This is a genomic window from Clostridium sp. BL-8 (genome assembly GCF_002006495.1).
Classification (GTDB): Bacteria; Bacillota; Clostridia; order Clostridiales; family Clostridiaceae; genus Clostridium.
Genome location: NZ_LZZL01000006.1, coordinates 1 through 16,386, shown reverse-complemented (window position 1 = coordinate 16,386; position 16,386 = coordinate 1). Strand labels below are relative to the sequence as shown.

General features: G+C 31.4%; 14 protein-coding genes and 1 riboswitch. Of the genes, 1 reads left to right on the top strand and 13 read right to left on the bottom strand.

Annotation, left to right across the window (positions count from 1 at the left end):
* Positions 1–22 precede the first annotated feature (22 nt).
* On the top strand, positions 23–460 hold the full coding sequence (locus tag CLOBL_RS02365) for a DUF3842 family protein (protein WP_077857538.1): 438 nt from the start codon (positions 23–25) through the stop codon (positions 458–460).
* Positions 461–590: 130 nt separating this feature from the next.
* On the opposite strand, the gene CLOBL_RS02360 is transcribed toward CLOBL_RS02365, so the two are convergent.
* The 13 genes from CLOBL_RS02360 to CLOBL_RS02300 all read right to left on the bottom strand — a co-directional run bounded on the left by CLOBL_RS02360 (position 591) and on the right by CLOBL_RS02300 (position 16,078).
* Positions 591–914, bottom strand: a complete 324-nt coding sequence (locus CLOBL_RS02360; RefSeq protein ID WP_077857537.1) for a cobalt transport protein CbiN — start codon at positions 912–914, stop codon at positions 591–593.
* Entirely contained in the window at positions 914–1,666 is a 753-nt protein-coding gene (locus CLOBL_RS02355; RefSeq protein ID WP_077857536.1) for an energy-coupling factor ABC transporter permease, read from the bottom strand. Before CLOBL_RS02355 ends, CLOBL_RS02360 begins: the two co-directional genes overlap by 1 nt.
* A gap of 124 nt (positions 1,667–1,790) precedes the next feature.
* A complete protein-coding gene (locus CLOBL_RS02350; RefSeq protein WP_077857535.1) occupies positions 1,791–2,612 on the bottom strand; it encodes an ABC transporter ATP-binding protein in 822 nt (273 codons plus the stop codon).
* A 67-nt stretch (positions 2,613–2,679) separates the two neighbouring features.
* Complete coding sequence (cbiQ, locus tag CLOBL_RS02345; RefSeq protein ID WP_077857534.1) at positions 2,680–3,495, bottom strand: cobalt ECF transporter T component CbiQ; 816 nt, start codon at positions 3,493–3,495, stop codon at positions 2,680–2,682.
* A gap of 314 nt (positions 3,496–3,809) precedes the next feature.
* Positions 3,810–4,001: riboswitch (cobalamin riboswitch) on the bottom strand.
* A gap of 79 nt (positions 4,002–4,080) precedes the next feature.
* Positions 4,081–4,977, bottom strand: a complete 897-nt coding sequence (locus CLOBL_RS02340) for a zinc ABC transporter substrate-binding protein (protein WP_077857533.1) — start codon at positions 4,975–4,977, stop codon at positions 4,081–4,083.
* Between the two features lie 305 nt (positions 4,978–5,282).
* Positions 5,283–5,750 carry a hypothetical protein gene (locus CLOBL_RS02335; RefSeq protein WP_077857532.1) on the bottom strand — a complete coding sequence of 156 codons (468 nt, stop codon included), beginning with the start codon at positions 5,748–5,750 and terminating at the stop codon, positions 5,283–5,285.
* A gap of 179 nt (positions 5,751–5,929) precedes the next feature.
* Positions 5,930–6,880 (bottom strand): transglutaminase domain-containing protein, encoded by a 951-nt coding sequence (locus CLOBL_RS02330; protein WP_077857531.1) that lies wholly within the window; start codon positions 6,878–6,880, stop codon positions 5,930–5,932.
* A 181-nt stretch (positions 6,881–7,061) separates the two neighbouring features.
* Entirely contained in the window at positions 7,062–7,676 is a 615-nt protein-coding gene (locus CLOBL_RS02325; protein ID WP_077857530.1) for a class I SAM-dependent methyltransferase, read from the bottom strand.
* 320 nt (positions 7,677–7,996) lie between these two features.
* Entirely contained in the window at positions 7,997–10,429 is a 2,433-nt protein-coding gene (locus CLOBL_RS02320; protein WP_077857529.1) for a heavy metal translocating P-type ATPase, read from the bottom strand.
* A 24-nt stretch (positions 10,430–10,453) separates the two neighbouring features.
* Complete coding sequence (locus CLOBL_RS02315; protein ID WP_077857528.1) at positions 10,454–10,819, bottom strand: metalloregulator ArsR/SmtB family transcription factor; 366 nt, start codon at positions 10,817–10,819, stop codon at positions 10,454–10,456.
* A gap of 413 nt (positions 10,820–11,232) precedes the next feature.
* Positions 11,233–12,432 carry an FprA family A-type flavoprotein gene (locus CLOBL_RS02310; RefSeq protein ID WP_077857527.1) on the bottom strand — a complete coding sequence of 400 codons (1,200 nt, stop codon included), beginning with the start codon at positions 12,430–12,432 and terminating at the stop codon, positions 11,233–11,235.
* A 55-nt stretch (positions 12,433–12,487) separates the two neighbouring features.
* Positions 12,488–14,395 carry an acyl-CoA dehydrogenase family protein gene (locus tag CLOBL_RS02305; RefSeq protein WP_077857526.1) on the bottom strand — a complete coding sequence of 636 codons (1,908 nt, stop codon included), beginning with the start codon at positions 14,393–14,395 and terminating at the stop codon, positions 12,488–12,490.
* A gap of 471 nt (positions 14,396–14,866) precedes the next feature.
* The gene (locus tag CLOBL_RS02300) at positions 14,867–16,078 is read right to left on the bottom strand and encodes an MFS transporter (protein WP_077857525.1); all 1,212 of its coding nucleotides are present in this window, start codon (positions 16,076–16,078) and stop codon (positions 14,867–14,869) included.
* Positions 16,079–16,386 lie beyond the last annotated feature (308 nt).

Sequence of the window (16,386 nt, the reverse complement as noted above, 5' to 3'; positions counted from 1 at the left end):
AGCGAAAGGAATGATCATTAATATGAAAATTGCTGTAATAGACGCGCAAGGCGCAGGTCTTGGCCAAAACATCATAAAGAGAATTCGTAGAGAAATAGACAATGATGTTTATATTATTGCACTTGGTACAAACTCCTTTGCCACATCAAAAATGGTACAAGCAGGTGCAAATGTTGGTATAAGCGGAGAAAGAGCAATCAGTTCATTTTGTAAGACAGCTAAAATAGATAGCATAATAGGACCAATCGGAATGATTTGTAGTGGAGGCATAAACGGAGAAATTACCTCTATGATTTCCAATGCAATATTTAATATGGATTGTACTAAATATATTCTTCCACTACAAAAGCATGGCATTTATATTCCTGGAACAAGAAATCTACAAATCAGAGATATAGTTGAAGAGATTATTTTTGATATTAAGAATCGATTAACAGATATAAATATAAATAAGAATTAAGCTGACTCTATCGTCAGCTCTCAATTAAACTTTTTCTTTATTTTTATATTTCTAGTTGGTCCACTTTTTATGTTATTGTTACACCTCTATAGCTTATGTTCGCGATTTTGTCCTTTATCTCTCATCTAGGTTATTTAGTTTTATTCTTCTCCTTTTCAATTTTATTTCTTTCTACTAATCTTCCCATTAAAAAGGCAATTACTCCAACTCCAATACCTGTCTGTACACAAAAAAGCAAGCTCTCAACCTCAACTGGCAATTCTCCGCCAATCCAGGTTTCCATAACTGGCTTAAACCATGGCTTATACTCAGTACCTGTAATCTCAGAAACCACTTTGCTTCCTGCATCATCAGATCCACCAAATTCAGCTCCTTTTAATGTAAATAAAGGGATAGCTGCTATAAGCACAGCAATTATTAATAGACTTATAACTGTTTTTTTAGTCTTCGACATTAATTTTCCCCTCCCTTCACTAATCCAAGGCCTGCCAATTCAGATTTTGCATATGTTTCAAGACCGATTATAATAACTACTGTTAGAATTCCTTCGATAATTGCAAGTGGGACTTGTGTTGGCGCAAATACTGCAAGGAATTTAGCTGCTGATACAATAACACCACCATTTTCTGATGGATATGCTAGTGCAAGCTGAAAACTTGTTATACAATAAGTAAATAAATCGCCAATTGATGCCGCTAGGAAAATCCCTACATATTTATTGATTTTGAGTATTTGACATAATTTATATATTCCGTAAGAAACAAATGGGCCTGCAATAGCCATAGAAAATGTATTAGCACCAAGGGTAGTTATTCCTCCATGAGCAAGCAAAATCGCCTGGAAAACAAGTACAATAATTCCTAAAATACTAACTGCGGCTGGTCCAAACAATATTGCACCAAGTCCAGTACCAGTCATATGTGAGCAGCTTCCTGTTACTGATGGAATCTTTAAAGATGAAAGTACAAATACAAATGCTCCAGCCATAGCCAAAATTGTGATTGATCTACGATGCTCAGATACTGTTTTCTTAATTGATAAATAGCCGGCCACTAAAAATGGAACACATACAACACCCCATATAATACAAAATTGTGGCGGAAGATATCCTTCCATAATGTGCATGGCATTAGCTGCCGGAGCCACTCCAAATACTAAAGCAAATGCTGCTGCTAAAGCGACTATTCTCTTTTCTTTTTTATTCATTTTTCTCCCCCTCCAAAAGCTTCTGATATTTATATAATCAAAAGCTAAATAATACAATCATATAAATTCAGCTGAAGTATAGAACTCCATCTTAAAAATTTTATTTTATTTATAATCCATATTCTTATAGTATGTCTTTAAATTCCTGTATGCTTTTAGGATAGGCTTTTATATCTTTTAAAATCTGTTTTTCTACAAGAGATTCATAAACCTCAAGTAGGGTTGGCTGTTTTAAATTTGCCGCTTTTAAAATTCCCATATTTTGAAATATCTCAAGTGGTGATCCATCTGCAATAATTTTTCCTTCACTAAATACTAGGACTCTTTCAGCCCATCTATATGCAAAATCCACATCATGTGTAGAAATAAGCATTGTCTTTCCTTCAGCTCCAAGCTTTAGCAAGACTTCTTCTAGCATCATTGCATTTAATGGATCCAATGCCGCTGTTGGTTCATCAAAAATTATAATTTCTGATTTCATTGCAATAATATCAGCAATACTAACGCGTTTCTTTTCACCGCCGCTTAAATAATGAGGCGGGCGATCCTTTAGATTAGAAATATTCATATATTCCAGAGCTTCATCAACTCGTTTTAATACTTCTTCTTTTGGAAGTTTTAAATTCATAGGCCCGAAAGCAACTTCAGCCTTAACTGTAGATGCGATAATTTGATTGTCAGCATCTTGAAATACAATTCCTATATTCTTTCTAAGTTCATTTAAATTTTTTTTATTAATAACCATATCCCTGTAAATAATTTTCCCCTGCTCTGGTGTAAGTACACCATCTACATTTAAGAAAAAGGTAGACTTTCCTGAGCCGTTTGAACCAATTACAGCGATTTTATCCCCTTCATAAATATCCACGCTTACTCCATCTAAGGCAGATTTTCCATTTCCATAGGTATAACATAAATCTTCAATTTTTAGTATTAACTTCTTCATGATTGTTCCTTTCTAAGCGCATGAAAATAAATAATCATCAAATGAACTTGTTATTTTGGAATGTGCCTTATCTTGTAAAGCTCCAAAGCAAAATCAAAAAAATTATAAATACTATTGCAAAGACAATCTGTATTATTTCTATTTTTTTATCTTCTTCTAAAAACACAAGTTCTCCATCATAGCATCTAGCTTCCATAGCATCATAATAAGCATTTGCTTTCTTAAGTGAAATAATAAGCATGTTACTTGCTATACTTCCAAATGTATAACAAGAAGTTTTAAAATCACAATAACCTTGGCGAGACTTTGCAGAATTTTTCATTTTATCAGAGACGTCCATTAAAATAAATATGTAGCGATAAATAAGGCTCATCAATTCCATAATAATCTTTGGCACATGCGCCTTTCTAAGCACATAAATAATCTCAGAAGTTGGAGTTGATAATGTCATCATCTGTAGAGCACTAATAGCCGCAAAAATTTTCAAAATCAAAAATGTCATTTTCTTAAGCTGAATAATTGAAGTAAAGACATAGCAAAATCCAAGATATAAGTTATACTGTCCTATTGGCTGTTTTGAAAAATCAATGGCAATAGTAAAAGTACTAAGTAAAATAAAAGTAATTGGAATTGCCAGTATTGACAAATATTTAGTTAATGGGATCTCACCTTTAATAACTGTAACATATCCCATTGTAATTATTACTGCAATAGATACACATGGATTATCAAATGCAATACAAAGAATTAGTGTTAAAATTGATAGATATACTTTAAATACAGCGTTCCACTTTCTAATTTTTGAAGCATAAGCATAAAAATCAATTGAATATCCTTCTCCATGTTTATGTCCAATTTTATGGTTATTAACATTTTTCCCCATCTAACATCTCCTTTGTATTTTGGTTCATATGAGCATTCTTTAAAAATTCATAGATAAAATTTCTCTATTATATGCATATATGCAGGTTGTTGAATCATATGTACATTTATTAAATTCCTGCTTTAATCTTTATATGAATTTTATGAAAAATAAAAAGTCCTTCTAACAAAAGTGTTAAAAAGACATAATAATAAAACCTGTTTACTCATATAAAATGCACAAATAAACCGTTATTAAAACGCTCCCCCTATCACTCGTAGAGTTTAGTCACAAAAAAAATAACAAGGTAATATACCATTATATTTCCTATGTGCCTTACGGTGCAAAATATAGGCAGGTCTTCTGACTTAAGAATTATCATTCGAATACGCCTTCCCTATTTCTAAGTGACATAACATGTATTCAAACTCCTCCAATACAGCTACGGGATAGTTTAGGATTCTCACCTAATTCCCTTTTAATCAATTAAAATTTATTTTAATCAAACCTATATTTTCTTATTAAATTTTACTTTCTCAACTATGTTTTTATATTATACCATAAATTGTTTATGGTAACCAATGAAAGTTTTTTATTATATAGATTTTATTCTTTTTCCAAGCATTGATATATTTGATCTAAATTATATCTCATAGCTTCTATATAATCCTTATCATCTTCTTTTGATTCTAACGTCAATATTGGCACAACAACAGCTCCGACCTCATTAGCCAAAGTTTCTGAAACTTTTGGGCTAGCAAGTTCCTCAGAAAAAACAGTTTTTATATTATTTTCTCTGCAGAAATTAACCAAATCCTCCAATTGTTTAGGAGTGGGTTCCCCTTCAGCAAATAAATTTTCTACTGATTTCTGAGTTAATCCAAAATCCCTGCATAGATATCCAAATGCAGCATGTCCTGTTACAAAATCTTTTTTACTTAATTGATCAAATTTAGGTTGATATTCATTATATAAATCCTCTAATTCGCCTTTAAATTTATTATAATTTTCTTCATAATAATCTTTGTTCTTTCCATCTAATTTAACTAAAGTATTTTTTATATTTTCAGATTGTATTTCTGCATTCTTCAAACTAAGCCAACTGTGAGGATCAATAGCATTATCTTCTTTCCTAGCTTGTACTCCTTCACTTGAATCTACAATAAGTATATCTTTATCATTAATAGTATCATTGACTTTATCCACCCACGTCTCCATACCTAAGCCATTATAAATAAAGGCCTTTCCTTTAGTTAATTCCTCAAAATCCTTAGTTTTAGGCTCATAATCATGCGGCTCTACATTATCTGGAACTAAACACGTAATATCCACTTTGTCTCCTGCAATCTCTTCTGCAAATTCCTTTAGGGGATATATAGAAACCACAATGCTTAACTTACCGTCTTCTGCCTTTTGCGCTGTAGTTTTTGTATCCGCTCCACATCCTATTAATGTAATACCAATTAGGCTGGCTAAAACTCCTGAAATAATTTTCTTTTTCACATTTGCACCTCCATATGCATATGATTTGCATTTGCATTCTTCATTTAATAATACTACTATTCCAAGTTAAATATGTCAATACCAATTAAGCATAACCTATTTATTTCTTGCTTTTTGAGAATCTTAGAGGTGTAGTTTTATATATTCTACAAAATTGCAAAATGAAGTGATAATATTCTTGATGTGAAATACAAATGTGATATAAAAAATTAAAATGCATATAGATTTGAAAGAAAATGAACTGCTTTTATATGCTTATTTCATAAATTTTAGCAGGATATAAATTATAATATCCTGCTTTATATTTACTTAGAATGATAATATTTTGATCTGACTTCATTTGTAAAACCATAATCAATAATAACAGGTTTTCCTTTTATTATTCCCCAGTTATTTTTTCGCTCGAAGTCACCGAGCAGCAAATCATAACTTTTTCGTATATTCTGCATTTTATCTAAGTTTCTTAGTTCATTTTTATTCGAAACTTTAAAATAATTACATATATCTAAAATATTGTTTACTCGCTTTGCTTTTTCCATTATTAAATAGCTAAAATCCTCTGATACTTGTATGACTTTTGCAAATAAATCCGATTTGTCACAACACGAAATTTTGTACTCATTCTTATTTTGTTCAATACCAGCTTTATTTTTTGCTATTTTAATTACATATCCATTACCTAAATCAAATACATTCCTGCAGGAACCAGAACCAATATATCTATAATATCCTTTTTGTATATTTAACATAATTTGATTAAATACACTTGCCATTAAAAACACCTGCTTCATGATAATCTCTTTATAGTCTTTAGTAAACATCTTACATATTATCTTATTCATTCTGCAGTCAATTGGTTCATTTATAATAAAAGCCCATTATGTTTTCTGGTAAACTCTTAATAAGTACTTTGAAAACATTAATGGACAAAAATTGCATATATTGAATTTACTTAATCAGCATGTGGGTAGGCACTAGTGTCCCACGAATGATCTGCACTCATTTCATCATCGGTTAAATTATAATAGTCATATCTCAAAACATTCTCATAAGAAGATACTGGATCATCCCAGGTGCAGTCTACATGACGCCACTTGCCATCTATATATACCAAATTCCATGCATGATCTTCTCCACCAGCTGTTCCTGCAACAACCATAGATTTAATGCCAGCTGTAGTAAACATTTTTTGTGCAAGGAGAGCATATCCCTCACAAACTCCTGTATGTTTAATTAATGTATTGTAAGGATCAAATATAGAGTAAGATTGATCATAACTAGTATTATTAATTATCCAATCATGTATAGCACGTTCCTTTTCAGACTGACTCATACTATCTGGAGCAATAGCTGCAAGTATTTCTTTTACTCTTTCATCTAAATCAGCTGCCATTTCTGCTGTCATCTTATAAGTACAAGTAATTTGCATGTTAATTGGGCCAGAACCATAACTAGACATGTTTACTTTATAATCTGATACATTGTACATTTCATATGGATTTGTAATTTTTAGCTTATTTATCGCTGATTCTATAACACTTTTTGCACTATCCATCTTTATATCACTGCTTGAACACTGTATATTAAAGGTTGGATTTTCAACACTGACATTTTTCAATATTTCTTGGCTTATTATATCACTAGCTGAATTTGTCCAAGCTCCACTGCTATTTAAGTAGTATCCATCAATATCAGTATCGTGTGCCATATAGCCATTTGAATAAAAATAATACCAATTTTTATCTATTAATCTCCATCCAGTAGCCCAGCTTGAACCCTCAGTATACCACCATCCATTACTGTTACTTTTCCACTCTGCATTTGCTCCGATTGGATTAAGCGCTACCACTGAAACTGCTATTAATGTACTCGATATCAATTTTGTTAACTTTAATTTCTTCATATGTTTTCCTCCCCTCATATATTTGTATAATATAATTTTATACCAATTCTTGGTGCTATTTAATATAAAATTTTATAAGATTTTATAAAGAAACAGTTACAAAATTATTATCGATACCTATTAGTTTTCTCTTCACCGTTGCTTTCTTCCATATTAGGATAAACAAACCATAAACTCACTTTTATTTCTGCACTATATAATCCACATATCCCTGCTTTATGTTTTCACCATCGAATATTCTTTCTAAAACTCTATTTTCCTTAAATACTATTTTCATATCCTTAAAGTATTCTTCAGCTTCTTCAATATCGTAATAAGCATGAACAACCTTTTCCCCATCCTCGACCTGCAAAAATTCCCCCTTACCAACCTTTTCTCCTCGTCCAAAACTTTCATCATTTATGGTAAGAAAATTTATAAAACAAATTCCTCCTGGTTTCAAAACTCTTTTTATCTCTCTTACAGCTTTTACCATTTCCTCTTTCTTCATATGAAAAATTGTATTATATGAATAGATATAGCTAATTGTTTCATCTTCAAAAGGAAGCTTTCTTATATCTCCCTTAGTAATATTAAGCTCAACATTATGTTCTTCAGAAAATTTTTTAGCTTTTTCAATTTGAGAGTCACTAAATTCAATTCCATATGTCTTATATCCATATTCTGAAAAAAGTGCAAGTGGTGGACAATTTCCTCCTGCCCCACAATCCAAGACACTTTTTTCTAAAGTAATCTCATTATTATTGCAATAATTTAAAAATTTATATAGCTGTGTTTGTCTAAATACTAATTTCATAAAAATCCTCCATAATCTTAAAAAATAACTTAAAGAATTCCAACAATTCTCCTAAGAATAATGATACTCGTGCTCCTAATTTATAGCAAGAGTATCCATATCTACGATAAAAATCTTACTAAGATAACCCAATTATAAACATAATGTATGATATTATAGATAAATAGAAATGAAAATTGTGATTTTGTAATTAAAACTATAGATTAATAACTATGCCTGTTATACAATTCAAAAACTAATCAAGTAAATAAACTTTATAATTATTAAAAAATGAAAGCCAATTGCGTCATCAAACAATTGGCTTTCATTTTTTGATAATATTATATATTTTCTGTTTTCATTGCTCTCATTGCATTTAAAACAGCAATAAGTGCTACTCCAACATCTCCAAATACTGCTTCCCACATAGTTCCCATACCTGCTGCTACTAATACTAATATTACTAGTTTAACTCCTAATGCAAAAACTATATTTTGCATTACTATACTTCTTGTTTTCTTTGCTATCTTTATAGCTGTAGCGATTTTTGAAGGCTCATCTGTCATTATAACTACATCAGCAGCTTCAATTGCTGCATCTGAGCCAACACCGCCCATTGCTATGCCGATATCGGCTCTAGCCAATACTGGAGCATCATTTATTCCATCTCCAACAAACACAATTTTACCTTTATTAGATTTCTCTTTAAATAATGCTTCCAGCTTTTCAACTTTTTGATCTGGCAATAATTCAGCATGAACTTCATCTAATCCTAATTCTTCAGCAATCTTAATTCCAACAGTTTTATTATCTCCTGTGAGCATAATACTTTTCTTAATCCCAATATTTTTTAATGCTTTTATAGCTTTTGCTGAATCCTCTTTTACCTCATCTGATATAACTATATATCCTGCATATTTTTTATCTACAGCAACATGAACTACAGTTCCTATAGTCTCAACTTGCTTATAAGGTATATTTTCTTCATTCATTAACTTATAATTACCAGCAAGTACCTCTTTTTCATCAAGGAGAACCTTAACGCCATGACCTGATATTTCTTTATAATCTTTTATTTTATCTTTACTTATTTCTTTATCATACGCCTTTAATATAGATGCTGCTATTGGATGATTAGAATAATTTTCTGCATAGGCTGCTAAATTCATAAGTTCCTCTTTGGAAATATTATTTTCCGGTTTTATTTCTGTTACCTTAAATATCCCCTTTGTGAGTGTTCCTGTTTTATCAAACACAACCATTTCAACAGAATTTAATGCTTCAAGATAATTTCCACCTTTAACTAATATTCCATTTTTTGATGCTCCACCTATTCCTCCAAAGAATCCAAGAGGTATAGATACAACTAAAGCACAAGGACAAGAAACTACTAAAAATGCTAATGCTCTATAAATCCACTGTGAAAATGTTGCTCCTTCTATGACAAGTGGTGGTATTACCGCTAATGCCAATGCTGCAAATACAACAGCTGGAGTATAAAACCTTGCAAATTTTGTTATAAAATTTTCTGTTGGAGCCTTTTTGCTGCTTGCATTTTGAACTAAATCCAATATCTTAGAAACGGTAGAATCTCCAAATTCCTTCTCAACTTTTATTGTTAAAAGCCCATTTTTGTTGATAACTCCACTTAAAATACTATCTCCGACTCCTACTTCCCTAGGAACACTTTCACCAGTTAATGCAGCCGTATCTATCATAGAATTACCTTCAATTACTTTCCCATCTAAAGGAACTTTCTCTCCTGGTTTTACTACTACTACATCTCCTATTCTCACTTCTTCTGGTTCCACTTTTTTAATATCACCATTTATCTTTAGGTTAGCAAAATCCGGTCTGATATCCATAAGTGCCGATATAGACTTTCTTGAACGATTAACCGCCATATCCTGAAACATTTCTCCTATTTGGTAAAAAAGCATAACTGCTACACCTTCAGGATATTCACCTATAGCAAAAGCACCAACGGTTGCAATAGTCATTAAAAAGTTTTCATCAAAAACTTGGCCCTTGATTATATTCCTACATGCACCTAGAACAACTTCTCCTCCTACAAGCACATAACTTACCAAATATAAAATAAGCTCTACTGAATTAGGAAATTTCATAGCAGTTGCTATTCCAAATATTATAGCACCAATAGCAAGTCTAATAATCTCACCCTTATTATTTTCCTCATCAATTTTTTCATTTTTGCTTTTTGACAATTTATCTGTACTATCAATCAAAGTCACTTTTACATCTGGTTCGATTCTTTTAACTATTTTTTTAATATCATCCAAAATATCATTTTGCTTCGATGAATCTTCTATTTCTATAGTAAGCTTTGTGGATACGAAATCTACAACTGCAGACTTCACACCATCTAAATTATTAGATTCTCTTTCTATTTTTGCAGCACAGTTACCACAGCATAATCCCTCTAGTAAAATTTCGTTTTTAAAAACTTTCTCATTAACTTTTTCTCTAACTTTTACATGAGATTCAATACTTGTTACAATATTAGTTATCATTTCTACTATTTCTTCTACTCTACTAGCCTCTTTTATTTCTAATATTAAAGTTTTAGTAAGAAAATTTACGCTTGCAGAATTAACTTCATCTAATTCACTTATTCTTTTCTCCATTTTAGCTGCACAATTTGCACATCCAAGTCCCTCTAATATAAATTCTTTTCTTATTTTTTTCATGCTGTCTTTATTAGATAATTTAGCTTTCTTAACATTGCCATTAACTATTTTTATATTGCTTGCCATGGTTACCCCTCCTCTTGCTTAAATCTACTTTTTTTCTGATATATGGGCTAATCCCTGATCAAAAATCCTCTTAACATGTTCATCTTCTAACGAATAATAAACTACTTTACCTTCTCTTTTATATTTAACTAATCTTGCCTGCTTTAAAACTCTTAGTTGGTGAGAAATAGCTGATTGTGTCATTCCAAGTAAGGCTGCTATGTCGCAAACACACATTTCAGCTTCAAATAATGCACACAATACTCTTATTCTTGTAGAATCTCCAAGAACTTTAAATAAATCTGCTAAATCATAAAGGGTTTCTTCTTCCGGAATAGATTTCTTAACTTTATTAATTATATCTTCATGAATTATAGTACAATTGCAAACTTCAATATTTCTATCTTCCAAAATAATAATCCTCCTCGCATGAACATATGAATACTTGTTCATATGTTCATTATATTCAAAGAATTAAAATATGTCAATAAAATAGGAAATATTTTCTGATAAATTTTTGATTTAGTTTAGGTGTAATTTTAGTCTGCATATATTAAATATCTCTGCATTTTTCAAATGCTGCTCTATGTAGTAATGTCTCTATTATTTAATTTCTATTCAAAACATATAGAGTTTCATTATATAATTAAAACCAGCTCATAGATTTCTCTATTAGCTGGTTTTAATTAATATTTTATAATTTTGAGATTATGAGCTTATATTTATATTTTACCCTAAACTTAATAAAATTAATTCTATTTATGCGATTTATATCTGATTAAAATTTGTATTACTCTAAATTTTTATGCTGTTGTTTATCTAAATTACTTCATAGATTCAATAATACTATCAGCTAAAGCCTCCATTGAATCTGTATCCTCTTCTTTCATAGCTGAACTTATTGTCATTTGATTATCTAAAATAGTCATATTCTTCATTTCGTCTAGAAGTTCACTCATTAGTTTTGCAGATTGAGGCGCCCATGAGCCATTTTCTATAAGTGCAAAGGTACGTTTTTGAAGATTCAAAGCTTTCATATCCATTATATAATTTAGTATTGGTGGATAAATTTTTAAATTATAAGTTACAGAAGCTAAAACCACATGGCTGTATTTAAAAGTTTCAGAAATCAAATAAGAAACATGAGTCTTTGAAGCATCATACATAACTACATTTGTCATTCCTTTTTTAACTAATCTTGTTGCTAAATCATTAGCAGCTGCTTCTGTATTTCCATACATTGTTCCATAAACTATCATTACTCCCTTTTCTTCTGGTTCATAGCGGCTCCATTTATCATACTTATCTAAAAAATATCCAAAATCATTACGCCATACTGGTCCATGCAATGGGCAGATAGTCTTTATTTCTATAGTACCAGCCTTTTTTAAAAGTGCTTGAACATGTGGGCCATATTTTCCTACTATATTTGTATAGTATCTTCTTGCATCATCAATCCAATCACGATCAAAATTTACTTCATCATTAAACATTTTGCCGTCTAAGGCTCCAAAAGAACCAAAGGCATCAGCAGAAAACAATACACCATTAGTAGTATCATATGTTACCATTGCTTCTGGCCAATGAACCATTGGAGCTGATACAAAGGCAACAGTGTGTTTTCCGAAGGACATTGTATCTCCCTCTTTAACTTTTATTATATTATCATCTATATTAAAACCAAACTGATGCATAAACATAAAAGCTTTTTCAGTACATACAATTTTTACGTTTGGATATCTAAGAACAATTTCTTCAATGCATGCTGCATGATCAGGTTCCATATGGTTGATTACCATATAGTCTAAGTCTCTATTTTCTAAAACACCTTTAATATTCTCAAGAAATTGACGACAAATTGACCAGTCCACTGTATCAAATAGTACAGTTTTTTCATCTAAAAGCAAATACGAATTGTAAGAAACACCTCTTGGAATTGGATGTACATTTTCAAAAAGAGCAAGGCGCCTGTCATTACCGCCAACCCAATAAAGATCCTCAGTTATATTTCTAACACAATACATGAATTTATTCCTCCTTTACACTAAAACAAATTTTCAGTTTTACTTCTCATAGAAATTAGACTTCGATAAACATATCTTTTTCTTCCCCACAAGCAGGGCAAGTCCATTCTTCTGGAATATTTTCAAAAAGAGTTCCAGGCACTATTTCACCTTCTGGGTCTCCTATACCAGGATCATATTCATAACCACAGCCATTACATACATAGTGCTTCCATGTAGGAACTACTTTCTTTGGAACTGCTCTCTTCATCTTCTTCATTGGCGGAGCTTCTTTCTTTGGTTCTCCATTATCTAAAGCAGAAGAGAGTAGAGGTAAGACTTCCATCAAATCCCCAACAATACCATAATCCGCATTTTTGAAAATTTTTGCATTTGGATTAATATTTATAGCGACTATTGTTGTTGCATCCTTTATACCTTTCAAATGTTGTCCTGCACCTGAAATACCGCAGGCAATATAAAGATTTCCATTAAACTTTTGACCAGACATACCAACATATCTATTTAGTGGAACATATTTAAGAGTTTCAGCTACTGGACGAGATGATCCTACAGTGGCACCAGCCTGAGCTGCTAAGTCTTCTATAAGCCTCATATTTTTCTTTTCCCCAATACCTTGTCCTGCACTTACTACTCTATCTGCTTTACTGATAGGAGTATTCATAGGAATTCCAACAGTAAAATCATAACCATCTGTTTTAAGAGCTTCTACAAGTGCATTAACTCTTTCCTGCAAAGTTCCATCTTTAAAGATTACTTTTTTACGATAACCTGTTATAGGTCCACTTTGTGAAGTTTTAGTTACCTGCTCATTCTTTGGCATTTTTCCTATGATATGAGCTGCTATAACAACACGTTGAATTTCATTAGTTCCTTCATATATTGTACAAATTTTCGCATCCCTGTAAGCACGTTCAACTTCCATACCTTTAAGGTATCCGCTTCCTCCAAATATTTGAAGGGCATCATTAACAATCTCAAGACATACGTCTGAAGCATATTGTTTTGCCATAGCCGCTTCCATGCTATAAGCTTCATGATTTTCTTTTAATTCTGCGGCACTATAAATTAGTAATCTAGCTGCTCTAAGCTTTGTTGCCATATCTGCTAATTTAAAAGATATAATTTGCTGCTGGCATATTGGTTTCCCAAATTGAATTCTTTCCTTCGAATACTCTAAGGCATTTTCATAAGCACCTTGAGCAATTCCAAGCGCTTGAGATGCTATCCCAATACGTCCACCATCCAATGTGGACATAGCAATTTTAAAGCCATCTCCTTCTTTGCCTAATAAATTTTCCTTAGGAACTTTTACGTCATTGAAAATGAGCTCTGCTGTTGCCGATGAACGAATTCCCATCTTATCGTAATGTTTGCCAAAGGTAAAACCTTCTGAACCTTTTTCAACAATAAAGGCACTTATACCTCGAGTACCAATATTCGGTGTTGTAACTGCAAATACAACATAAATATCTGCTTCTCCACCATTTGTTATAAAAATTTTTTCACCATTTAAAATGTAATGATCTCCATCCAAAACTGCAGTGGTTTCTGTTCCTCCAGCATCGCTGCCCGCATTTTCTTCTGTAAGACCAAAGGCCCCAAGCTTTTCTCCCTTTGCAAGAGGAACTAAATACTTTTGCTTCTGCTCCTCAGTTCCATATGCAGCAATTGGATATGTTCCTAAAGACGTATGAGCTGAAAGAACTACTCCTGTTCCACCATCAACTCTTGATAACTCCTCCACTGCAATTGCATAACTTAATACATCTAAACCTGCTCCGCCGTACTCTTTAGAATACGGAATTCCCATCACACCCATTTGTGCTAACTTTTGAACTATTTCTGAAGGGAATTTGTTTTCTTGATCCAACATAAATGCAATAGGTTTAATTTCCTCTTCAGCAAATTCTCTAATTTTTGTTCTCAAATTCTCATGTTGTTCAGTAGTCTTAAAAAACATAAATGCACCTCCCTTTAATAATACGGTTTTTTTATTACATATTATAAATATCCAAAATACTCTCATTATATGAGCAAAATTCTTCAAAGCAATCTAGCTTAACAATTATTTATTTTGCTTTATATTCCATATATTGAATCATTCATACGAATTGTATACCTAAACCGTATAGTTTAATTGTATACTTCATCGGTATACTTTTCAAGTTCAAACCGCTCCTTTTTCTATCATAATAATCCATATAATGGTGTATATAGTTATATTTTTAAACTTTAGTCACTTTTGCTCTGATTATCTATTGAAATCGTTTATTTACTTAAAAATATCAGAAATTTTTTAATATAATATCGGACTACTCTCATTTATATAAATAAAATCGTCATATAGAGATAACAAATAATTAAAGCCATAGAGCTTTGATATGCTCCATGGTTTTTAATATTACTTCTTTTATGTATCGTTCTCATTGTTTTATTCTTTTCTCTCAGCATATTTATTAGTTCTAATTGATAATGATATAATAAACGATATAGATACTGTAAAAATTACAAATAAAAAAACTCCATTATAAGATCCATTAAACTTTGTTATCATATAGCCCATAATTGATGGTGAGATAATTCCTGCTAATTGCTGTCCAAAATCAAAGATACCTGTTGCTGTTCCTATGGATTCCTGCTCCATATATTTTAGTGGTATAACAAAGATTGCTGTAGAGGATATCCCTACAGCTACAGTCGTTATAGTTAAATAAAAAAGAGCTAAGAGAACGGTACCTGCAGTATACATAAGATAAGTAAAACCTCCTATTATTGCAAATGCTATACATAAAAATACTCTCTCTCGTCCCGACATTAATTTATCTAGAAGCCAGCCGCTAAAATTCATGAACAAAAAAGTTATAATCCACGGTATAGCCGAAAGTTTTCCCATAGTAACTACATCTAGCTGCCTAACATTTATCCAGTAGGAAGGCATCCAAGAAGTCATTCCCCACATAAAAACACCAATACTAAACTGCATCATAGCAAGTTTCCAAACAAGCTGAATCTTCATAACTTCTTTTAAAGGTGCTTTTTTTGCAATTTCTTTTGTAGTTTTTTCACCTTCATGATTATTGTTTCTAAATACCATAAAAAAAGCTGCTGAAATTATTAATCCGCATATACCAAACAAATAAAATGAACTTCTCCATCCTCTGCTAGCTGTTAATTCAGAGACAACAAATGTTCCAAATGCGCATCCAATAGCCCATGCTGATATTAAAAAGGATTTAGCTCTAGCACGTTTTTCTTTTGAAAAAAGTTCTGCAATAGTCACTGAACTTGCAGAAGGAAATCCACCTTCACAAGCTCCAAATATAAAGCGAATTGCAACAAGTGAAGTAAATGACCAAGCTGCTCCAGTAAAACACGTAAACACTGACCACAATAACATAATAGTAGTAACTATCTTCTTTGATCCAAACTTATCTGCAAGGTATCCTCCAATAAGACTCATAAAAGAGTAGCTAATAAATGAACTACTCATCATAAATCCTATTTGACTGGTATTTAATCCAAACTCTTCAGAAATAGATGTTGCTACCACATTAATCGCTGTTTTATCAAGATTTCCGAAAGTCCACCCTAAGAATAGAATTCCTAAAATTAATAAGTTTCTGTTTTCTTTAAAAGCTTTCATCTTATAGTCTCCCTATGTATTTCTAATTTCAATAGCGTAATTAGATTTTTTATGACATAGAAATACTTTTTCACAATAAACTGCTTATTATTCACTTTTCGTCTTAAAGCATAGTTAACATTGGTAATATTTTTGACCTATTAATATCTGACACTTTTGCATGAAGCAAATAAAAACTAGCTTAATATTAATCTAAGCTATCTTATATCTAAAAAGTTTATATTTTATTAATAACTATTTTGAGTATTATTAATGCTCAATTGCAATAACAAATTGAACTAATTTCTATTTATGACTTAAACATTTGT